Origin of the sequence: Aeromonas sp. S5(2024) (assembly GCF_041403025.1) — a bacterium.
Lineage (GTDB): Bacteria > Pseudomonadota > Gammaproteobacteria > Enterobacterales > Aeromonadaceae > Aeromonas > Aeromonas hydrophila.
Genome location: NZ_JBGLRI010000004.1, coordinates 41083 through 60494 on the forward strand (window position 1 = coordinate 41083; position 19412 = coordinate 60494).

At 57.9% G+C, this 19412-nt stretch carries 23 protein-coding genes and 1 riboswitch; of the genes, 20 read left to right on the forward strand and 3 right to left on the reverse strand.

Annotated features, from left to right (window positions below; translation table 11 throughout):
* Nucleotides 1–4 precede the first annotated feature (4 nt).
* From lfiN to lfiJ, 13 genes are all read left to right on the forward strand, one after another.
* Nucleotides 5–382: a lateral flagellar motor switch protein LfiN gene (gene lfiN / locus ACB032_RS09585; RefSeq protein WP_017409386.1), complete on the forward strand. Its 378-nt coding sequence runs from the start codon at nt 5–7 to the stop codon at nt 380–382.
* On the forward strand, nt 382–1116 hold the full coding sequence (fliP, locus tag ACB032_RS09590) for a flagellar type III secretion system pore protein FliP (protein ID WP_017409387.1): 735 nt from the start codon (nt 382–384) through the stop codon (nt 1114–1116). The genes lfiN and fliP overlap by 1 nt, the downstream gene beginning before the upstream one ends.
* A gap of 1 nt (nt 1117) precedes the next feature.
* Nucleotides 1118–1387: a flagellar biosynthetic protein FliQ gene (locus ACB032_RS09595; RefSeq protein WP_146061452.1), complete on the forward strand. Its 270-nt coding sequence runs from the start codon at nt 1118–1120 to the stop codon at nt 1385–1387.
* Entirely contained in the window at nt 1384–2166 is a 783-nt protein-coding gene (gene lfiR / locus ACB032_RS09600) for a lateral flagellar biosynthetic protein LfiR (protein WP_017409389.1), read from the forward strand. Before ACB032_RS09595 ends, lfiR begins: the two co-directional genes overlap by 4 nt.
* A complete protein-coding gene (flhB, locus tag ACB032_RS09605; RefSeq protein ID WP_039213938.1) occupies nt 2163–3299 on the forward strand; it encodes a flagellar biosynthesis protein FlhB in 1137 nt (378 codons plus the stop codon). Before lfiR ends, flhB begins: the two co-directional genes overlap by 4 nt.
* Nucleotides 3300–3302: 3 nt before the next feature.
* Complete coding sequence (gene lfhA, locus ACB032_RS09610) at nt 3303–5378, forward strand: lateral flagellar biosynthesis protein LfhA (RefSeq protein WP_026080271.1); 2076 nt, start codon at nt 3303–3305, stop codon at nt 5376–5378.
* A 196-nt stretch (nt 5379–5574) separates the two neighbouring features.
* A riboswitch (cyclic di-GMP riboswitch) is annotated at nt 5575–5662 on the forward strand.
* Nucleotides 5663–5800: 138 nt separating this feature from the next.
* A complete protein-coding gene (lafK, locus tag ACB032_RS09615) occupies nt 5801–7177 on the forward strand; it encodes a lateral flagellar response regulator transcription factor LafK (RefSeq protein ID WP_371137838.1) in 1377 nt (458 codons plus the stop codon).
* A gap of 12 nt (nt 7178–7189) precedes the next feature.
* Nucleotides 7190–7516, forward strand: a complete 327-nt coding sequence (gene lfiE / locus ACB032_RS09620) for a lateral flagellar hook-basal body complex protein LfiE (RefSeq protein WP_017409393.1) — start codon at nt 7190–7192, stop codon at nt 7514–7516.
* A 17-nt stretch (nt 7517–7533) separates the two neighbouring features.
* Nucleotides 7534–9276, forward strand: coding sequence for a lateral flagellar M-ring protein FliFL (fliFL, locus tag ACB032_RS09625; protein WP_371137984.1), 1743 nt, complete (start codon nt 7534–7536; stop codon nt 9274–9276).
* The gene (fliGL, locus tag ACB032_RS09630) at nt 9263–10291 is read left to right on the forward strand and encodes a lateral flagellar motor switch protein FliGL (protein ID WP_017409395.1); all 1029 of its coding nucleotides are present in this window, start codon (nt 9263–9265) and stop codon (nt 10289–10291) included. The genes fliFL and fliGL overlap by 14 nt, the downstream gene beginning before the upstream one ends.
* Before the next feature lie 12 nt (nt 10292–10303).
* Nucleotides 10304–10996, forward strand: a complete 693-nt coding sequence (gene lfiH, locus ACB032_RS09635; protein WP_043163919.1) for a lateral flagellar assembly protein FliH — start codon at nt 10304–10306, stop codon at nt 10994–10996.
* A complete protein-coding gene (gene lfiI, locus ACB032_RS09640; protein WP_106551620.1) occupies nt 10989–12320 on the forward strand; it encodes a lateral flagellar FliI-like assembly ATPase LfiI in 1332 nt (443 codons plus the stop codon). Before lfiH ends, lfiI begins: the two co-directional genes overlap by 8 nt.
* A gap of 9 nt (nt 12321–12329) precedes the next feature.
* A complete protein-coding gene (gene lfiJ / locus ACB032_RS09645; RefSeq protein ID WP_371137839.1) occupies nt 12330–12746 on the forward strand; it encodes a lateral flagellar protein LfiJ in 417 nt (138 codons plus the stop codon).
* A 3-nt stretch (nt 12747–12749) separates the two neighbouring features.
* Here the strand turns inward: lfiJ and lfgN are convergent, their stop codons facing one another.
* From lfgN to lfgA, 3 genes are all read right to left on the reverse strand, one after another.
* Entirely contained in the window at nt 12750–13187 is a 438-nt protein-coding gene (lfgN, locus tag ACB032_RS09650; RefSeq protein ID WP_301271279.1) for a lateral flagellar protein LfgN, read from the reverse strand.
* Nucleotides 13188–13189: 2 nt separating this feature from the next.
* Nucleotides 13190–13465, reverse strand: a complete 276-nt coding sequence (gene flgM / locus ACB032_RS09655; RefSeq protein WP_017782423.1) for a flagellar biosynthesis anti-sigma factor FlgM — start codon at nt 13463–13465, stop codon at nt 13190–13192.
* 76 nt (nt 13466–13541) lie between these two features.
* Entirely contained in the window at nt 13542–14342 is an 801-nt protein-coding gene (gene lfgA, locus ACB032_RS09660) for a lateral flagellar basal body P-ring formation protein LfgA (RefSeq protein WP_371137840.1), read from the reverse strand.
* Between the two features lie 51 nt (nt 14343–14393).
* Here lfgA and lfgB point away from each other — a divergent pair, with 51 nt between their 5' ends.
* The 7 genes from lfgB (at nt 14394) to flgH (ending at nt 19407) form a co-directional block, all read left to right on the forward strand.
* Entirely contained in the window at nt 14394–14783 is a 390-nt protein-coding gene (gene lfgB / locus ACB032_RS09665; RefSeq protein ID WP_005305804.1) for a lateral flagellar basal body rod protein LfgB, read from the forward strand.
* A 2-nt stretch (nt 14784–14785) separates the two neighbouring features.
* Nucleotides 14786–15211 (forward strand): lateral flagellar basal body rod protein FlgCL, encoded by a 426-nt coding sequence (gene flgCL, locus ACB032_RS09670; protein WP_017409402.1) that lies wholly within the window; start codon nt 14786–14788, stop codon nt 15209–15211.
* Nucleotides 15212–15214: 3 nt separating this feature from the next.
* Entirely contained in the window at nt 15215–15910 is a 696-nt protein-coding gene (locus ACB032_RS09675) for a flagellar hook assembly protein FlgD (protein WP_029304692.1), read from the forward strand.
* 18 nt (nt 15911–15928) lie between these two features.
* The gene (gene flgEL, locus ACB032_RS09680; RefSeq protein ID WP_371137841.1) at nt 15929–17122 is read left to right on the forward strand and encodes a lateral flagellar hook protein FlgEL; all 1194 of its coding nucleotides are present in this window, start codon (nt 15929–15931) and stop codon (nt 17120–17122) included.
* A 10-nt stretch (nt 17123–17132) separates the two neighbouring features.
* Nucleotides 17133–17867, forward strand: a complete 735-nt coding sequence (lfgF, locus tag ACB032_RS09685; RefSeq protein ID WP_017409405.1) for a lateral flagellar basal-body rod protein LfgF — start codon at nt 17133–17135, stop codon at nt 17865–17867.
* A gap of 83 nt (nt 17868–17950) precedes the next feature.
* A complete protein-coding gene (gene lfgG, locus ACB032_RS09690; protein ID WP_371137842.1) occupies nt 17951–18736 on the forward strand; it encodes a lateral flagellar basal-body rod protein LfgG in 786 nt (261 codons plus the stop codon).
* Entirely contained in the window at nt 18736–19407 is a 672-nt protein-coding gene (gene flgH, locus ACB032_RS09695; protein WP_017409407.1) for a flagellar basal body L-ring protein FlgH, read from the forward strand. Before lfgG ends, flgH begins: the two co-directional genes overlap by 1 nt.
* The last annotated feature ends 5 nt before the right edge of the window (nt 19408–19412 follow it).

A 19412-nucleotide genomic window follows, 5' to 3' on the forward strand; every position in this document is an offset into this window, starting at 1 on the left:
CATCATGAACGAGCACAATATGAACGACCCGCTGGACCTGGATGGACTGGATCAACTGTTTGGTGATGATATCAGCATGCCGAGTGCCGCCGATTACATGTCCCCCACCAGTAGCAGCAAGCAGCGTGATCTCTCCTTTTTTCGCCAGATCCCGGTCAAAGTGACATTGGAAGTGGCCAGCACCGAAGTACCTCTTGGTGATTTGATGCGTGTTGAAGAAGGGGCCGTGATCGAGCTCGACAAGTTGGCTGGTGAACCGCTGGATGTTCGAGTCAACGGCCGACTGCTTGCCAAAGGCGAAGTGGTCGTGGTCAACGGCAAATATGGCCTGCGTCTGGTAGATGTGATCGACACCAATCTGCTGGGTGGCATGGACGACTGATGCGCCATCTGCTGTTTGCTCTGCTGTTGTTTTCGCTGCCCGGCTGGGGGGCGGATATGACGCTGTTCTCAGTACTGCCTGGGGCTGGTGGCGGCGAGGACTACAACATCAAGTTGCAGATCCTCTTCTTCATGACCCTGTTGGGATTGCTGCCGACACTGTTGCTGATGATGACGAGTTTTACTCGTATTATCATAGTGTTGGCTATTTTACGGCAGGCGATGGGATTGCAACAAAGCCCGCCCAATAGGGTGTTGATCGGCATCAGCCTGATCCTGACGTTGGTGATCATGCGTCCGGTCTGGACCGATATGTATCAGAACGCGTTTGTTCCCTACGATCAGAACGAAATTACCTTGTCGGAAGGGCTGGCCCGGGCTGAAAAACCGCTGCGTCACTTTATGCTGGCCCAGACCCGGGAGCCGGATCTGGAGCAGATGCTGCGGATCTCCGGTGAACCCACCACCCTCAGCAAGGCCGACGTCCCGTTTGGTGTCTTGTTGCCGGCGTTTGTGCTGAGCGAGCTGAATACGGCATTCCAGATCGGATTCATGTTGTTTATCCCCTTTCTGGTGATCGACCTAGTAGTGGCTAGCGTGCTGATGGCGATGGGGATGATGATGTTGTCCCCTCTTATCATTTCATTGCCATTCAAGCTGATGGTGTTCGTGCTGGTAGATGGCTGGTCGATGACGGTCGGTACGCTGGCGGCCAGTTTTGGCGGGGGAGGCTGACATGACGCCGGAGCAGAGTGTTGCGCTGGTTGGCGGTGCCGTCAACCTGGTCGTGGTGATGGTGTCGGTGCTGATAATTCCTGGCCTCGTCATCGGCCTCATCGTCAGCGTGTTCCAGGCCGCAACACAGATCCAGGAGCAGACCCTCAGCTTTCTGCCTCGCTTTTTGGTAACCCTGATGACGCTCATCTTTACCGGAAACTGGCTGCTCTCCCAAATCACTACCCTGTTCCACGATCTGTTTTTGAAGATACCCGGACTGATCGGATGAATTCTCTGCTGTCCCTCAGCGCAGCCGACCTGACGGCCTGGTTGGGGCAGTGGTGGTGGCCGTTTATCCGGATCGCCACCGCCTTCTGGGTGATGCCCATCTTCGGTGATGGCCGGTTGCCGCCTCAGGTTCGTCTATTTCTTGCCTTCATCATCAGCCTGCTGCTGGCGCCCATGCTCAAGGGCATGCCCGTGGTCGACCCTTTCAGCACGGGCGCGCTGGTGCTGACCATAGAGCAGTTATTGTTTGGACTGCTGTTCGGGCTTTGTGTCCAGATGCTGTTCATGATCATGACCATGGCCGGTCAGATCCTCTCCATGCAGATGGGTCTGGCGATGGCGGTGATGAATGATCCCAGCAACGGAGATACGGCCCCCATCGTCAGCCAGCTGATGCTTATCTTCTGCTCATTGTTGTTTCTCGGCCTGAACGGGCACTTGGTTACACTGGACGTGCTGGTGCAGAGCCTGCGGAGCTGGCCACCCGGCTCCTCGCTCGATCTGCTGGATATGAAGGGCGTCATCGGTCTGTTTGGCTGGAGTATCGGGGCCGCCCTGATCCTGACTCTGCCGGCCGTGGTTGCCATGTTGATGGTCAACCTTACCTTCGGGGTGATGAACAGAACTGCCCCTTCTCTGAATATTTTCTCGCTGGGCTTTCCCATGACACTGATGCTGGGCCTGCTGACCATGGCCATTTCCATCAGCGGCGTACCGGCTCGTTACCTTGATCTGGTGACCTATGTGCTGGAACAGCTCAGGGCATTGACACCTTCATGAGCCAGAACAGCGCTCAGGACAAAACCGAAGAGGCCTCCTCCCAGAAACTGCGCAAGGCACGGGAAGAGGGGCAAATTGCGCGCTCAAAGGAGCTGAGCTCGGCCGGGCTGCTGTTGCTGGGGGGGCTAGCCATGCAATGGATGGTGCCCAGCTTCGGCAACTTCTTTGCCGAGTTGATGAAACGCCCCCAGCGTTTCGACTGGCAGGGGGCCCGGGATCCCCAGATGATGCTTCACTGGACGGCAGAAGCCCTGCTCAGCATGTTGTGGGTATTGCTGCCTCTGTTCGGTTTTCTGGCCTTGCTGCTGGTGATGCTCAGCATTGTTCCGGGCGGCATGGTACTGACCTGGAAGAAACTCCTGCCCAGTGCGGAAAAAATCAATCCGCTCAAAGGGCTTAAACGGATGTTCTCGTCTCACAGCATGATGGAACTGCTCAAGTCGGTACTCAAAATCCTGCTCATTGGTTCGACGCTGGCCTTGATGTTGCAGCACCAGTGGCCCTTGCTGATGATGATGAACCGTATGCCTCCCCAGGCTGCGATGGAGCAGGCGCTGCGCATTCTTTCGCAGGCATTTATTTTGCTTGGTTCCGTGCAGATGCTGATTGCCGTGCTGGACGTGCCCTATCAGCGCTGGTCGTTGAACAAGCAGTTGCGCATGACCAAGCAGGAGGTCAAGGATGAGCACAAGAATAGCGAAGGCCGACCCGAGATAAAGGCCAAGATCCGCCAGGTTCAGGGGATGCTTGCCAGGGCGCGCATTGAACAGCGTGTGCCGCAGGCTGATGTGATCATCGTCAACCCGACCCATTATGCGGTGGCCATCAAGTATGACCCTGCCCGGGCCAATGCACCCTATGTGATTGCCAAAGGGGTCGACGGCATGGCGGAACGGATCCGTCAGGTCGCAAAGCAGCACGACAAGATGGTCATGAGTCTGCCTGAGCTGACCCGGGCCATTTACTACTCCACCCGGGTGGACCAGGAGGTGCCGGCAGGCCTCTATACCGCGGTCGCCTATGTGCTGAACCATGTATTGCAGTTACGGGCCTATGCGGCTGGCAAGGGGAAAAAACCCAATCCTCTTGCGCCTTTGCATGTGCCGCCCGAGTTACGTCAACCTGAGAGGTAAGTTGTGAACTGGCGTGTATTGACCAAATCCTATACCGCGATCCCCATGATGCTCCTGGCCATTCTGGCCATGATGATCCTGCCTCTGCCGGGTTGGCTGCTGGATGCTCTGTTTACATTCAACATAGTGTTGGCAGTGCTGGTGTTGCTGGTTTCTGTCTCGGCTCGTCGACCGCTCGATTTTTCCGTGTTTCCGACCGTGCTGCTGGTTGCCACCTTGATGCGACTGTCGCTGAACGTCGCTTCTACCCGGGTGGTGTTGCTGCATGGTCATGAAGGGCATGAGGCCGCGGGCAAGGTCATTCAAGCCTTTGGTGAGGTAGTGATCGGTGGCAACTATGTCGTCGGTCTGGTGGTCTTCGTGATCCTGATGATCATCAACTTCGTGGTGATCACCAAGGGGGGAGAGCGGATCTCCGAGGTATCCGCCCGTTTTACTCTGGATGCCATGCCGGGCAAACAGATGGCGATCGATGCCGATCTCAATGCCGGCACCATGGATCAGCATCAGGCGCGAGCAAGGCGTGATGAGATCGCGAGGGAAGCGGATTTCTACGGTGCGATGGATGGCGCGTCCAAATTCGTGCGTGGTGATGCCATTGCCGGTCTGCTGGTACTCATCATCAACCTGGTTGGCGGTTTGGCCATCGGTATTTTCCAGCACTCTCTGCCTGTTGCTGAAGCGTTCCAGAGCTATGCATTGCTCACTATCGGTGATGGTCTGGTTGCCCAGATCCCCTCCCTGCTGATGTCCACTGCAGCGGCCATCATAGTGACCCGGGTCAGTGATGAAGGAGAGATGTCTGATCAGGTGGGTCAGCAGATCCTGGCATCGCCCCGGGTAATCTACACTGCGGCTGCCATCATGCTGATCCTGGGTCTGGTACCCGGTATGCCCATGCTGGCATTCCTCAGCTTCGCTGCCGTACTGGCCTGGGCTGGCTGGAGCGTGAGCAAGCGTCGGGCCAATGAACCGGATCTGGATGCCGCGCAAGAATTGACTCGTCAGCTGGTCCAGCCGGAACCGCAGGGGCTGGAGTGGCAGGATTTGCTGCCGGTCGATGCGGTTGCCATTGAACTGGGTTACCGGCTGGTACCACTGGCTGAGGCCGACAAGGGGGCTGAATTGCTGGCGCGGGTGCGGGGCATTCGTAAAACCTTGTCAGAACAGTATGGTTTTCTGCTGCCCGAAATCCGGGTACGTGACAACCTGCAACTGCAGCCGGATCAATACCGGATCAAGCTGTCAGGTGTAGGGCTGGCGACCGGTAACGTAGATTGCCAGCGGTTGATGGCGATCAGCAGTGGTGAAACCTATGGTGCGCTGGACGGTGAGCTGACTCAGGATCCGGCCTATGGCATGAGTGCAGTCTGGATCTCGCCTGAGAACAAGGCCAAGGCGCTGAACCTGGGCTACTCGGTGGTTGATTCTGCGACCGTCATCGCCACTCATGCAAGCAAGCTGCTCAGGGAGCAGCTGGATGGGTTGTTCGGTCATGACGAGGTCGGCAAGCTTGGCCAGCACCTGGCTACCCAGTCTCCTCGGCTGGCGGAAGAACTGAATCTGGCGCTGACCCAAATGCAGCAATTGCGAGTTTTTCGTCAACTGCTCAAGGAGCAGATCAGTCTGACCGATATCCGCACTATTGCCACTACCTTGTTGGATGCGAGTGAGTTGACCAAGGATCCGGTTCTGCTGGCCTCCGATGTGCGTTGTGCACTCAAGCGCCAGATTGTCAGACAGGCCATCGGCAACCGGGATGTACTGGCCACCTTTACGCTGGATGATCGGCTGGAGCAAACCTTGCTGGCGGCCATGAACCAGTCCCAGCAGCAAGGCAAGATCCAGCTGGACAGTTTTCCGGTTGATCCCCAGTTGCTGGCGCAATTGCAGCAAAACATGCCGCTGGTGAAGGAGCAATTGCAACAGCAGGGACATGCTCCCGTGTTGGTGGTCATGCCTCAACTTCGCCCCTTGATGGCACGCTATGCCCGTTCATTTTCAAAAGGCCTCAAAGTGCTCTCTTATAATGAAATTCCGGAGGATTTACGGGTGGAAGTTATTGGCACCTTGGGCTGAAGCGGAACTGCCATGTTAATGAACTGACGGGAAGATGATATTCCGCATATCTACTTGAATTGTCATTGGAAGCCGTTATGATGTGACTGTTTTTGACGCAGTTGATGTTAAAGATAAATAACAAATATAACAATTCACATGTGCCATGCAGCTCCCACCGAATAGGTGGTGCCGCATTGTCCCAATACGGACAGTCGCATGATAAAGGCAAACTGAACTGAAAAGTCAGGACGCAAAGCCTCCGGTCTAATAGCAGGAATGCTAATGATAGCGGGGTTACCAAGGCCATTGTCACCGCCTTGATATCACTTCTCACCCAATAGATGACGTCTTTTTTGGCGCCTTTTGGGGATGGTGCGCTTTTATTTTTGACACATCAGTTCTGTTGATTGGTTTGTCCACAATCACGGGTTCGGGTTCCTATGCTTTCGGATTTATCTACTAAAAAAAACTCAAGGCCAACCGCTATTGAGAGTGCTCCCCATTTGTTATTGATTGGCTCTTCGTTATCAAATGGAAACGATATTGCAGGAATATTGTTGGCCCATGGCTATAACATTTCCTGTGTCGATTCCATCAGCAAATCAAAATTAATTCTCGCTGATAATTCAGTTAATCTGATCCTGCTCGATATGGATGCCATGACCGAAGCTGGTCCGCAATTGGTACATGATTTCAGTGGTACTGATTGCATGGTGCTGGTCAACGAACATCAAGCCTATCTTGCAGCGGAAGCGATGCGGGCGGGGGCCATCGACTACATCATCAAACCCTTCAGTGGCCAGCAGATGGTTGATGCGGTGAAGGGGGCGCTGCGTTTGCGTCAATCCATTCCCAATCTGATCGCTGTCTCCGCCATGAGCCTGCAGGTACTGCAACTGGCCCGCCGCGCGGCCAAGACCCCTGCCACCATTCTGATTGGTGGTGAGTCCGGTACCGGCAAGGAGCGATTGGCCCGTTATATCCACGATATGTCCAGCCGGTCCGGTCGACCATTCGTTGCCATCAACTGCGCAGCTATCCCCGAATCCATGCTCGAGTCCATTCTGTTTGGTCACAACAAGGGCGCGTTTACCGGTGCAACGGGAGCCCAGGCCGGGAAATTCGAGCAGGCCCAGGGAGGCACGCTGCTGCTCGACGAAATCTCCGAACTGCCGTTGACGCTGCAGGCAAAATTGCTGCGGGTCTTGCAGGAGAAAGAAGTTGAACGGCTCGGCAGCCACCAAACCATTGCGCTGGATGTCCGGATCATCGCCGCCAGCAACAAGGATCTACGCACCCTCGTCACGGCAGGTCAGTTTCGGGAGGATCTGTTTTACCGCCTCGATGTGCTACCCATGAGCTGGCCTGCATTGCGCGAGCGCCCCGACGACATATTACCGCTGGCGGAATACTTCATTGAACTGCATGCCCCGCAGCAGGGCTATCGCCTCAGTGAAAATGCACGCAAGCAACTGCTGACATACGGCTGGCCCGGCAATGTCAGGGAGTTGGACAATGTCATACAACGTTCATTAATCATGGCTCGCGGATTGCATATTCAGGCCGTCGATTTGATGCTGCCCAGTTACACCATTGAATCCGACGATGCGTTGTCGGAAGTGCTTTCCGCCCCGGAAGGGCTGAGTGAGACTCGCCGCTACGCAGAATTTCAATTTGTACTAGAGACCTTGCGCCGCTTTCGCGGCCATCGGACCCGCACGGCTGAAGCCCTTGGGATGACGACCCGGGCACTGAGATACAAGCTGGCGGCCATGCGTGAGCAGGGCATAGATATTGAGCAGCAGCTTCAAAACTAAGGGATAAACCGAGTGAAGATTGAAATGATGTCATCACAGGTGACGCTCTTGCAGCAGATGCAGGAGATGCAGCGAGTCGCCAGCCAAACCCCTGTTATCGAATCAAATGATGTCTCGAACGTATCATTCGGTGACGCCATGCGCGATGTGGTTGGCCGGGTCAACGAACAACAAAATATCGCCTCACGGTTGATGACTGCCGTGGATGCGGGTCAGAGCGATGATCTGGTTGGTGCCATGGTTGCCAGCCAGAAAGCGGGCCTCAGTTTCTCCGCCCTCATGCAGGTGCGAAACAAACTGATGACCGGTTTCGACGACATTATGCGTATGCCACTCTGAGGTAAGTGATGACTGAACTGGTAACGTCCCCGCAAGGGGCTTCGGATTCCTTCAGAACACGCGTCCAGGAGGGGTTGCGCAACTGGCGCAGTCTGTCCCGCGACAACAAATCCATCCTGACCATAGCGCTGCTCGCCGCCATCGTGGCGGGCACCATAGTGGTGATCCTGTGGACCTCCAGCAAGAACTACGTCCCTCTTTACGGCAAGCAGGAGTTGTATGACACGGCCAACATCATGGAGATGTTGGAGAAAGAGCAGGTACCATTCAGGCTGGAGAAGAGCTCCGGCCAGATCCTGGTGCCGGAAAATCAGCTTGCCCATGTGCGCATGGCGCTGGCGGCTAGAGGGGTGAGGGCCGCTATGCCAGCCGGTCTGGAAGGGCTGGACAATGTGACTGGCCTCGGGACCAGCGAGTTCATGGAGGGAGCCCGTTACCGGCATGCGCTGGAAGGGGAGCTGGCGAGAACCATTATTTCACTGGATGCAGTGCGCAGCGCCCGCGTGCATCTGGCGATCCCCAAGCGGACACTGTTCGTTGGCCGGGATGAAGAGAAGCCCAGTGCGTCCGTCATGCTGGACCTGCAGCCTGGTCAGGCCATGGAGCCTGGACAGGTTGAAGCGATCGCCAATCTGGTCGCTGGCAGCATCTCCGGCATGAAGCCGGGGGCGGTGACCATAGTGGATCAGGCTGGTCAGCTGCTCAGCGCCGAACTGGGGGACAAGGCTGGCTTTGGCAAGCAGAGCGTGCAGCAGATGGAGTATGTACGCAAGCTGGAGCAGTACATCCGTCAGCGCGCCAACGACATGCTCTATCCCATGCTGGGTACCGGCAACTTCAGGGTACAGATTGCTGCCGACGTGAACTTCAATGCGGTAGAGGAGACCCAGCAACAGCTGGATCCACAGGGCGTGGTCACCAAGGAGTCCAGCAAGTCAGATAAAACCATCGATGCGTTGGCATTGGGGATCCCCGGCGCCTTGTCCAATCGCCCGCCCGAAACGACACCCAAGACTGAACAACCAGCCCAGAATCAGGGGGCGGCCAGTGCAGAAGCCCAGAAGAACGATTCTCGTTCCGAGCGCCAAGAGGTCAACAAGCAGTACGAAAACAGCCGCACCATAGTGCACACCCGCTACCAGCAAGGTCGTTTGGAGAAGATGAATGTCTCCATCTTGCTGAACCTGCAGAGTGCCCCCAAGGGTGGCTGGAATGAGCAGCAGCTGGAGCAGATCCGGCAGATGGTGGAACGTTCGGTAGGGTTTGACGATACCCGTGGCGATCAGATCAGCCTGCAGGTATTCGATTTTACCGGTGCCGTGCCGATCGCCCCGCCCGAGTCGAGCTGGTGGGAAACCCCGTACTGGCAAGACTCTCTGCGTTACCTGGTGGGCGGCCTGCTTGGCCTGACGTTGGTGTTCTTCGGCATCAGACCGTTGGTCAAACATCTGGTGCGTACCCAGCAGTTGCCGGAGGAAACCGCGACCGAAGAGCAGGATGAGCAGCTGGAACCGACAGTGGGTCTTTCCATGCGCCGGGATGATGATGCGGCTCTGGCTGCCCCCGCGATGGGCAATGGTTTGATCCGCTCTGACAACCAGATGGAACCGCAGTTCTCCTCACTGGATCTGGAGGCTTTGCCAGAGCCTGGCTCCGAACTTGAAGTACAGCTCAAACACCTGCAACTGCTGGTGGAAAAAGACACGGCGCGCGTCGCGGAAGTGGTCAGATCATGGGTGAGTGGCAATGAACAACGTTAACCTGAACCAAAACGCCGTCGATATCGACATCGACAATCTGGAGAAGGCCGCGATTCTGCTGCTGAGCATGGGGACCGAGGCCGCCGCCAAGGTGATGCAAAAGCTGTCCCGTGATGAGGTACAACGGCTTATCTCCAAGATGGCTGGCCTGTCTGGGGTCAGTTCGATGGAAGCCAAGTGGACGCTGCAGCAGTTCTTCAATCAGTACCGTGAACAGAGCGGCATCGGCAGCGCCTCACGCGAGTATCTGGAACAGACGCTGGATCTGGCGCTGGGTCAGCGTCTCTCCCGCAGCCTGCTCGACAGCCTGTATGGCGACGTGATGAGCCAGGACATCCAGCGTTTGCAGTGGGTGCCTGCCGAGGTGCTTGCCCGCTTCTTCCGCAATGAACATCCACAGATGCAGGCAGTGTTGCTGGCCTTCCTGCCCCCGCAGACGGCATCCGCCGTGCTGGATGCTCTGCCGGGTTCGGTGCACGACGATCTGCTGGTTCGTGTCGCCAGTCTCAACAGTGTCAGCGAACACGTGCTGGGAGAATTGCGTCTGACCCTGGACCGTTGTCTGGCTTATGTTGCCGATCAGTCGGGAGCCAAGGTCAACGGGGTGCGCCAGGTTGCGGACATTCTGAACCGCTATCAGGGTGACAAGGAGCAGATGCTCTCTCTGCTGCGCGAACACGATGGCGACATGGCGCTGGAAATCGAGAAAAACATGTTCGACTTCATGGCGCTGCGCCGTCAGACCGACGAAACCCTGCAGCGTCTGGTGCAGGAACTGCCAGGCGATCTGCTGGCACTGGCACTGAAAAATACCGAGGCCAGCTTCCGCAAGGTGGTGCTGGGAGCCATGCCGAAGCGGATGGCACAGGCGCTGGAAGCCCAGATCCAGGGACAGGGCAGCGTCTCTCTGCGCAAGGTCGAACAGGCCCGCGAAGAGGTGATGCAGCTGGTCCGCGAATTGGTGGAGCAGGGTGAAGTCGAATTCCAGCTATTCGAAGAACCCACCGTCAATTAACAGGAGGCGTCCATGAGCCACAGTGTGCGCAAGTTGGCGGCGGGAGCCACCCGCCTCTACCGTTTCCCATCCTTGGGACAGAGTGGAGAAGAGGCACAGAGCCAGCAGGAGCAATTCGAATTCGGCTATCAGCAGGGGCTGGAACAAGGACACGATGAAGGGTATCAGTCAGGATACCAGCAGGGCCTGACCAGCGGGCTGGTGGAAGGGGAGGCGAAGGGGCTACAACAAGGGCAAACCCGCGGGTTTGCCCAGGGACTGGCGGAAGGGCGAGCCTCTTTCGATCAGGCCATGGTGCCGTTTGCCAAATTGCAGGCGCAGTGGGAATCCCTGACCCGCAGTCGAATGCAGGAACAGAAGGAACTGGTGGCCCAGCTGGTTGCTCAGGTGGCGAAGCGGGTGATCCAGGCCGAATTTACGCTCAATCCGCAACAGGTGCTCAAACAGGTAGAACAGGCGTTGGCGAGCCTGCCCGCTACCTCGGAAGAACTGGTGATCTATCTCAGCGAAGGGGATCGGCAGCGACTGGCAGAGCAGGGGGTGACCCGCTGCGAGGGGTGGCCATTGCAGGTGGACCCGGCACTGGGCATAGGCGATGCACGCCTGGAGACCCGGGCGGCGGTCATAGAGGTCAACACGAGCGAACGTCTTGCCGCCTGCATGGAGCAGCTCAACAGCACACTGGAATTGCCCCAGGATGCATGAAGCCCTGCAACAGGCGCTCACATCGGCGCTGGACAGCTTTGACGATGTCCCCGGCTTTCGCCGCTATGGCCGGCTGGTGCGGGTGACGGGGTTGACGCTGGAGGTGGTGGGCTGCCAGCTGGTGATGGGTCAGCGTTGCCGGGTCGATACTGCGACAGGCACGCCATTGCTGGCTGAAGTGGTGGGCTTCAACCGCGATGTCTCCTATCTGATGCCGCTGCAACCGATGGGCGGTCTCTATGCCGGAGCCCGGGTGCTACCCATCGACGGTGAAGAGACGATTCGGGTCGGTGAACACCTGCTGGGTCGTGTCGTCGATGGCCTGCTGCAACCACTGGATGGCCGGCCGCTGCGCGATGAGGGGGAGCATGTGGCGCTGTTCTCTTCCCCCCCGAACCCTTTGCTGCGTACACCGGTCCGTGAGCCGCTGGATGTCGGCATCCGTGCCATCAACGGCTTGCTGACGGTCGGCAAGGGGCAGCGGCTGGGCCTGTTTGCGGGCTCGGGGGTCGGCAAGAGTATGTTGCTCGGCATGATGACCCGCAATACCACCGCCCAGATAGTCGTCGTCGGCCTGATTGGTGAGCGGGGACGCGAGGTACGCGAGTTCATCGAGCACAGCCTGGGGGCGGAAGGGCTGGCTCGCGCCGTGGTGATAGCGGCGCCAGCAGATCAGTCACCACTGATGCGGCTGCGGGCGGCTCAGCTGTGCCACCGTATCGCCGAGTACTTTCGTGAGCAGGGTCAGGATGTGTTGCTGTTGATGGACTCTCTGACCCGCTATGCCCAGGCCCAGCGTGAAATAGCCCTGGCAATAGGGGAACCGCCCGCGACTCGAGGTTATCCACCCTCGGTATTCAGCATGCTGACCCAGCTGGTGGAGCGAGCCGGTAATGGTACGCACCCGGATGGTTCCCTGAGCGCCTTCTATACGGTGCTGGCGGAGGGGGATGATCAGCAGGATCCGGTCGTGGATTCGGCTCGCGCCATTCTGGATGGTCACATAGTGTTGACCCGCAGATTGGCGGAGGAAGGTCACTATCCAGCCATCGACATTGGTGCCTCGGTCAGCCGGGTAATGCCGCAAGTGGTGCCTGCCGAATGGCAACAACTGGCCGTCACGTTGCGTCAATTGTGGGGTCGCTATCAGCAGGTGCGTGAATTGCTGCCGCTAGGTGGTTATCAGCCGGGCGCCGATCCCCAGATGGATGAAGCCGTGCAGCGTTATCCAGCTATTGCCGCCTTCCTGCAGCAAGGCATCCACGAAGAGACTCCCCTCGCTCAGGTCACCACCGGGCTCCGACAAGTGCTCGGAAGGCAATAAGGGGCTACCGTGCTGAAGTCTTATCTTGGTTTGCAGCAGGATGCGCTGGAAAACATGGGCAAGGAGCGCCAACGACTGCGGGAAGATGCCATGCGGGAAGAGCAGCGGGCATTGCGGTTGCAGGAGGTCATTGGCTCATTGCACTGTGGTTCGGCAACTTTTCACCCTCTGTTGTGGCAGAACAAGCATCAGATGGATGGTCAGCTGCGGCAACTGCTGGCCCATCAAATGCAGCAGTCTGCTCTGGCCAGACTCGATCTGGAGCGACACGAGGGAGAGGTGCTTAAACAGTTTGGTCGGGTCAAAGGGTTGGAACTGCTGTTGGATAAACGTGAACAGGCACAGCAGCGGCAGCTGGAGTCGCGCGATCAACGCCAGCTGGATGAGCTGGCCAGTCTGCGACATCGCATGATGAAAGAGGAGTAGGGATTAATCCGGAAAGCGTTCCTGCTGCCCATAGGCGGGTTCCTGACCCAGCAGCGTATTGATGGTTTCTATCTGGCCGGCCAGCAAGCGGCCGTTGAGCTCGTTCTGACGCAGACATTGCTGCAACAGCTGTTCCAGCTGCAGCCACTGTTTGGCAACCTTGTGTTGCAGGTTGGCAGGCAGTTTTTCGATGAGTGCCGCCATCCCCTTTTCATCAGGCTTCAATCCCAGCGCCAGCAGATGCTGACAGCGTTGCTGCGCCTGTTGCTGCACCTGCATCATCAGTTGTGTTTGCTGCTGATTATGTTCAGCCAGCGCGTCGACGTCGTGAGCTGCCAGCAGACTATGCTGGCGCAGCAGCAGTTGTTGCAGGGCGACATAGCGGGTGCTGTCTTGCTGAATGCCCAGGATCAGTTCTTTGACCCTTTGCTTGGCGTCCATGCTCATCGACGATGCATGTCCAGAATGGCCTGACCCAGCGCATCCATGTCGAGTTCGAGCTTGCCCTCGCTGATGGCCTGGCGGATCCGGTTGACCTTGTCCATATCCACGTCGGAAGTCGTAGCCAGCTCGGCCCTCGCCTGATTCACGAACTGGGCCGTGGTGCTGATCTGGGCATCAGCTTGGCTGGCGCGTGGCTGCGACGGGGTGGATGGCGCTTCCTGCTTGCGTTGCAGCTGGGCCTGAACATAGAGCGGGTCGGTGCGTGTGATCTTCATAACGTCAATTCCTGATGGTCTATCTATGACAAGCGACCCAAGGTCGATGTAACTTAAATCAAACCTGTGCTTTGCGTTAAAAACGGGTTTCAACTTCCCCCTTGTCGATCACCCAGGCCTGGATTTCTTTGCCTGAACTCAGATTTTTCACCCGAATTCCCTCGCCGATGGCCCCGTTCGCCAGGGCTCGGCCCCGCGTGGTGGCGGAAAATCCATCTTGGCTAGCCCGGATCAACACCCCTTCACCTTCCCGTATGGCCCAGGCTTTCTGCAAATCCAGTTCGCCAATCAGCTGACCCATCCGCAGGTTGCGGTTGCTCTTGCTGCCCACCAGAGACTCTGAGGTGGGCACAAAGCCACGTTGCAACCGGCTGACCTCAAGTGATTTTTCGATGAGATCGCCCGGTCGGATGACATGGCCTCTCGGCAACTCCTGCGCCGTCACCCAGACCGGCAGCATCAGTGTCACCTCGACCCTGGCCCTGATCTGCCAGGCCGGGTCGACGCACTTTGCCAGATAGGGTCGTCGTCCCCAGGGCTGACGGTACTGACCGCCGGCCTGCAGGCGGATAGGTTGCGAGCAGTCGGGTAGATGGGTGACTGCCGGGGAGATCCAGACCTGATATTCCGCTTCGGGCGCTGGCCAGCCCTGCTGCTGCAGATAGGCATGCAGGGCCTGGCTGGCATCCTCCTGCAACAGCGCTTCAAGCTGCCGGGTCAGGGCGGTTGGCTCGGCCAGCAGTGGCCATGACAGTAGCCACAGGGCCAGCACGTTGCTTCGCTTCCATACGGGAAACAGTGCTTCCCCTTTTATCCGTGTTATCAGCCACTGTTGACGCTGTAACCAGCGGAAATAAAGGTTCTTCATGGTTGGCATGAGTCTTGATAAAGAGTGCACCGGTCTGACTGATTCATAGAAGGATGAAGCATGAGTATCTCATTTGACAGCGCTTTGGGTGTACACCCTTATGCCCTCGATGTGCGGGCGGATCGGGCGCGTATCCTGGCAGGCAACCTGGCCAATGTAGATACCCCAGGTTATCTGGCCCGGGATGTCGATTATAAGACGATTCTGGGGCGTGTCGCGCAGCAAGTTGCAGCGGGAGACGAGAGTGCCGCCATTGCACAGGGCAGCATGGCCAATGACATGCAGCATCCTCTCTATCGCATTCCCTATCAGGTATCGATGGATGGCAACACCGCCGAACTTAGCGTCGAGCAGAGCAAGTTTGCCAACAATGCTACTGATTTCCAGACCAGTCTCACCTTTCTGAATATGAAAATTACCGGGATCGCCAAGGCGATCGAGGGCCGCTGATTATGTCGTTCAATCGCATCTATGACATTGCCGGTAGTGCAATGCGAGCACAAACCGTTCGTCTGGACACAGTTGCCTCCAACCTGGCGAACGTGGACAGTGCTGCGGGCAGTGAAGAGGCTGCCTTCCGTGCCATCAAGCCGGTGTTCTCCACCCTCTATCAGCGGGTGCAGGATGCCGAGTCGCTGGGGTCGGCCCAGGTGCAGATTGCCGGCATAGTGCAATCGGATCGTCAGGTCGAGAAGCGTCTTGAGCCCACCAACCCCCTGGCTGATCAGGACGGCTTTGTCTACTACTCCAACGTCAACGCGGTGGAGGAGATGGCCGACATGATGAGTGCCTCCCGTGGGTTTGAAACCTCCGTCGAGGTGATCAACCGTATCAACAGCATGCAGCAGGGTCTGTTGCGCCTGGGTCAGGGAGTGTAAGCCATGAGCCTGCCTCAGGTAAGCAGTCTGGATACGGCCCGCAGCACCAGCCAGCGCAACACGACACCGGAGATAGCCCCTAATAACACGGCTGCCGGCCAGAATGCTCAGAGCGGTATGCAGTTGCGTAACGAATTCCTACAGATGATGGTTGCCCAGATCCAGAACCAGGATCCCACCAACCCCCTGGATGGTGCCCAGTATGTTACCCAGCTGGCCCAGTTCAGCATGGTGGAAGGGGTGGAAAGCCTGAAAGTCCTGCAGCAGAAGTCCATCAACATGATGGATACCCAGCAGGTACTGCAGAGTACGGACCTGATCGACAAGGAAGTGATGGTTCCGAGCAAGACACTGACCAAGAGCGATGAAAAAGCGATCCGGGGGCAGGTGGAGCTGGCCGGTGCAGCCGATCAGGTTGAGCTCAAGGTGTATGACGAGCACGGCACCCTGGTTGCAACCAAGAACTGGGGTGAGAGCAAGGCCGGTGGCCTCGACTATGAACTGCCGCCTTTGCCTGCCGGTGAATATAGCTTCGAGGTCAAAGCCTCGCTCAACGGTGTGGCGACCACTACCAAGAATTATGTGGCCAGCACGGTAGAGCGGGTCACCCTGCCTGGTACAGGCGAAATCATGTTACAGGTGGCCGGAGTGGGCGATGTCCCTCTCTTCAGCGCCATCCAGTTCGGCAAATCGGCGTAATCAGATAGGAGCGAAACTGTGTCTTTCAGTATCGGATTGAGCGGCCTGCGCGCCGTAAACCAGGAATTGAGTGTCATCAGCAACAACGTGGCCAACGCCAGCACGGCCGGCTTCAAGTCAAGCCGTGCCGAGTTTGCTGCCATCTATGGTGGCGGTCAGGCGGGCGGGGTCGAGATGAACAACGTTTCCCAGAACTTCGACCGCAATGGTGACGTGACCCATACCGGTCGAGGGCTGGATCTGGCGATCTCGGGCAGCGGCTTCTTTGTACTCAAGGACAGCAACGGTCAGACCTCCTATACCCGGGCAGGCATGTTCCAGCGGGATCCTAACAATTACCTGACCACCGCCAGCGGTACCCGGCTGCAAGGCTACACCACCAATGATGCGGGCGAACTGCAGTCCGGCGTGGTGGGAGACATTCAGGTCAAGGCTGGCAGCCTGCCTGCCAAACCATCCGACAAGCTGGAGTTCGTCGCCAACCTCAAGGCCGATGCCGGCGTGATCGACCAGACAGCCCATCCGTTCGACCCAGCCAAGTCGGACAGCTTCAGCTATTCCCAGTCCAGCAAGGTGTATGATTCTCTGGGGGTTGAGCACACCGTCACCCAGTATTTCGTCAAGACGGCCGACAACACCTGGCAGGTCAACTATGCCTTCAATGGCACCAAGACAGGCACACCAGTGACGCTGGAGTTCAACACCAACGGTACCCTGAAGTCTCCGACGACCTCCCCGGTCCTGGACCTGACCCCGCCCGGCGCTGAAAAGATCTCCCTGCAGGTCGATATCGCCCGTGTCAGTCAGTACGCCTCAGATTTCAACGCCACGCGCAACCAGTCAAATGGTTATGCGGCCGGCGATCTGACCGGGGTGCGGGTGGATGCCGATGGTGGTGTCTATGCCACCTTTACCAACGGTCAGAGCCTGTTGCAGGGCCAGGTGGTGATGGCGAACTTCACCAACCCCAACGGCCTGCTGCAAACCAACAACACCACCTGGCAGCAATCGTTCAGCTCTGGCCAGCCGGTATTGGGTGCCCCTGGCACAGGGACCATGGGGTCATTGACCGCAGGGGCCTATGAGGGCTCCAACGTGGATCTGACCGGGGAGCTGGTCAGCCTGATGACTTCTCAGCGCAACTATCAGGCCAACGCCAAGACCATCAGCTCCGCTGACAAGATGACTCAGGTTCTCTTCAACTCCTTCTAAGGCTTGATGCGTGGAAAAGCTTATCTATACCGCCATGTCGGGGGCGCAGCATACCCTGATGGCCCAGCAAATCCGGGCAAACAACCTGGCCAACGTTAACACGGCCGGCTTTCGGGCTGACTTCGAGCGCGTGTCGGCCTATGCCCTGGCCGGTGATGGCTATCCAAGCCGGGTAATGGCCCGCGAGGAGCTGGCCGGTACCGACTTCAAGGCGGGAGCCTTGATGCAGACGGGCCGCAAGCTGGATGTGGCGATCCGTGGTGAAGGCTTTATCACGGTCCAGACCGCCGATGGCAAAGAGGCCTATACCCGGGCCGGCAATCTGGAGAGTGATGCCGATGGTCTGCTGACGCTCAATGGTCGTCCGGTACTGGGGGAAGGCGGGGAAATGGTCCTTCCTGCCTATCGGGATCTGAGTTTTGGCAAGGACGGTTCACTCAGTATCACACCGCCCGGCGGCGGTGCCCGGCTGGATGTGGGGCGTCTCAAGCTGGTGAACCCGGACCCGGCAGAACTGGTCAAGGGGCCGGATGGTCTCTTCCGGTTGCGTCAGGGCGGGGATGCCGAGGCCAGCGAGCAGGTGGTACTGGCGTCCGGCTTTCTGGAAGGGGCGAACGTGAATGCAGTCGACGAGCTGATCAGCAGCATGTCGCTGACCCGCAATTTCGAACTGCAGGTCAAATTGATGAAAACAGCGGACGATCAGGCCCGGCAAGGTGCCCGGTTGATTTCCGGCCAGGGCTGATGAGTGGCGGGCTTGCTGCCCGCCACGGCCAATTCGCATTGAGGGGGCGTTGATGTCCTCATGAATCAGGTGGAGAGACGAAGATGCACGCGGCACTTTGGGTAAGTAAAACCGGTCTGTCGGCGCAAGATGCCAAAATGGCCAGTATTTCCAACAACTTGGCTAACGTAAACACGGTCGGATTCAAGCGCGATCGGGTTGCGTTTGAAGATCTGTTCTATCAGGTGCAACGCCAGCCCGGGGCCCAGCAGGATCAACAGAACCTGTCTCCCATCGGCATCCAGATGGGTAACGGGGTTCGTGTGGTCGGTACCCAGAAAGTGTTCACTCCCGGCCAGTTCCAGAACACCAACCAGGAGCTGGACATGGCGGTCGTGGGGGCCGGTTTCTTCGGGGTGGAACGCCCTGACGGTGAGACCACCTATACCCGCAATGGTCAGTGGCATCGCAACGCCGAAGGCCTGCTAGTCAACTCCGATGGCTTGCCCATGCTGCCGCAGATCCAGATCCCGGACAATGCGACCAAGGTGTCCATTGGCACCGATGGAACCGTGAGTGCGACTTTGCCGGGCCAGCAGGAAAATGTGGAGCTGGGTCGCATCACCCTAACCAACTTTGCCAACCCTGCCGGCCTGGAAGCGCTCGGTGGCAACCTCTATCGAGCGACCGGCGCCTCTGGTGAGGCCATTGAAGGTGTGCCCGGTGAAGAGGCCATGGGGGCCATCAAGCAGTTCACGCTGGAGAGCTCCAACGTCAACGTGGTGGAAGAGATGGTCGACATGATCACTACCCAGCGGGCTTATGAGATGAACGCCAAGGTCGTCTCGTCGGCCGACCAGATGCTCAAGTTCATTACCCAAGCGCTGTGATGATGAAGACGATGTGGCGTTATCTGTGGGTGGTACTGCTGTTGGGCGGCTGTGCCACCTATGAGCTCAAGGCTCCCGAACCGGGTGAGGAGAAGTGGGCGCCTTCACGCCCCAAGTTGCCCGTCTCGGCCAAGGGGGAAGACGGCAGCCTCTATCGCGGCGACTACATGATGACCCTGTTTCAGGATCGTCGAGCCTATCGTATTGGCGATATTCTCACCGTAGTGCTGGAAGAGCGTACCCAGTCGAGTAAGAAAGCCAACACCAGTATGAGCAAGAACAGCAGCATGAACGTGCCGGCACCGACCATAGGTGGCAAGGTGCGTTCTGACTGGGGGGCGTCACTCAGCGCGGATCGTGACTTTGATGGCGGTGCGACTTCCAGCCAGCAAAATACTCTGGCCGGCTCGATCACGGTGACGGTGGCCGAAGTGATGCCAAACGGGGTGCTGGGGATCCGCGGCGAGAAGTGGATCAGGCTCAACCAGGGCGATGAGTATATCCGGTTGGGTGGCATGGTACGGGTTGAGGATATAGACCAGAGCAACCGTATTTCATCCCAGCGCATCGCCGATGCCCGCATCACCTATGCCGGGCGTGGAGCCCTTGCCGACAGCAACCAGATGGGGTGGCTGGGGCGTTTCTTCAGCTCCGCATTCGCCCCCTTTTGAGGTCT

Bases quoted from the DNA above. Each gene is read 5' to 3' on its own strand.
- lfiN (WP_017409386.1), top strand. From the start codon at position 5: ATGAACGAGCACAATATGAACGACCCGCTGGACCTGGATGGACTGGAT.
- flgCL (WP_017409402.1), top strand. From the start codon at position 14,786: ATGTCGTTCAATCGCATCTATGACATTGCCGGTAGTGCAATGCGAGCA.
- lafK (WP_371137838.1), top strand. From the start codon at position 5,801: ATGCTTTCGGATTTATCTACTAAAAAAAACTCAAGGCCAACCGCTATT.
- fliP (WP_017409387.1), top strand. From the start codon at position 382: ATGCGCCATCTGCTGTTTGCTCTGCTGTTGTTTTCGCTGCCCGGCTGG.
- lfgN (WP_301271279.1), bottom strand. From the start codon at position 13,187: ATGGACGCCAAGCAAAGGGTCAAAGAACTGATCCTGGGCATTCAGCAA.
- lfgB (WP_005305804.1), top strand. From the start codon at position 14,394: ATGAGTATCTCATTTGACAGCGCTTTGGGTGTACACCCTTATGCCCTC.
- flgH (WP_017409407.1), top strand. From the start codon at position 18,736: ATGATGAAGACGATGTGGCGTTATCTGTGGGTGGTACTGCTGTTGGGC.
- lfgG (WP_371137842.1), top strand. From the start codon at position 17,951: ATGCACGCGGCACTTTGGGTAAGTAAAACCGGTCTGTCGGCGCAAGAT.
- ACB032_RS09675 (WP_029304692.1), top strand. From the start codon at position 15,215: ATGAGCCTGCCTCAGGTAAGCAGTCTGGATACGGCCCGCAGCACCAGC.
- flhB (WP_039213938.1), top strand. From the start codon at position 2,163: ATGAGCCAGAACAGCGCTCAGGACAAAACCGAAGAGGCCTCCTCCCAG.
- lfiI (WP_106551620.1), top strand. From the start codon at position 10,989: ATGCATGAAGCCCTGCAACAGGCGCTCACATCGGCGCTGGACAGCTTT.
- ACB032_RS09595 (WP_146061452.1), top strand. From the start codon at position 1,118: ATGACGCCGGAGCAGAGTGTTGCGCTGGTTGGCGGTGCCGTCAACCTG.
- lfgA (WP_371137840.1), bottom strand. From the start codon at position 14,342: ATGCCAACCATGAAGAACCTTTATTTCCGCTGGTTACAGCGTCAACAG.
- lfiH (WP_043163919.1), top strand. From the start codon at position 10,304: ATGAGCCACAGTGTGCGCAAGTTGGCGGCGGGAGCCACCCGCCTCTAC.
- lfiR (WP_017409389.1), top strand. From the start codon at position 1,384: ATGAATTCTCTGCTGTCCCTCAGCGCAGCCGACCTGACGGCCTGGTTG.
- flgM (WP_017782423.1), bottom strand. From the start codon at position 13,465: ATGAAGATCACACGCACCGACCCGCTCTATGTTCAGGCCCAGCTGCAA.
- fliGL (WP_017409395.1), top strand. From the start codon at position 9,263: ATGAACAACGTTAACCTGAACCAAAACGCCGTCGATATCGACATCGAC.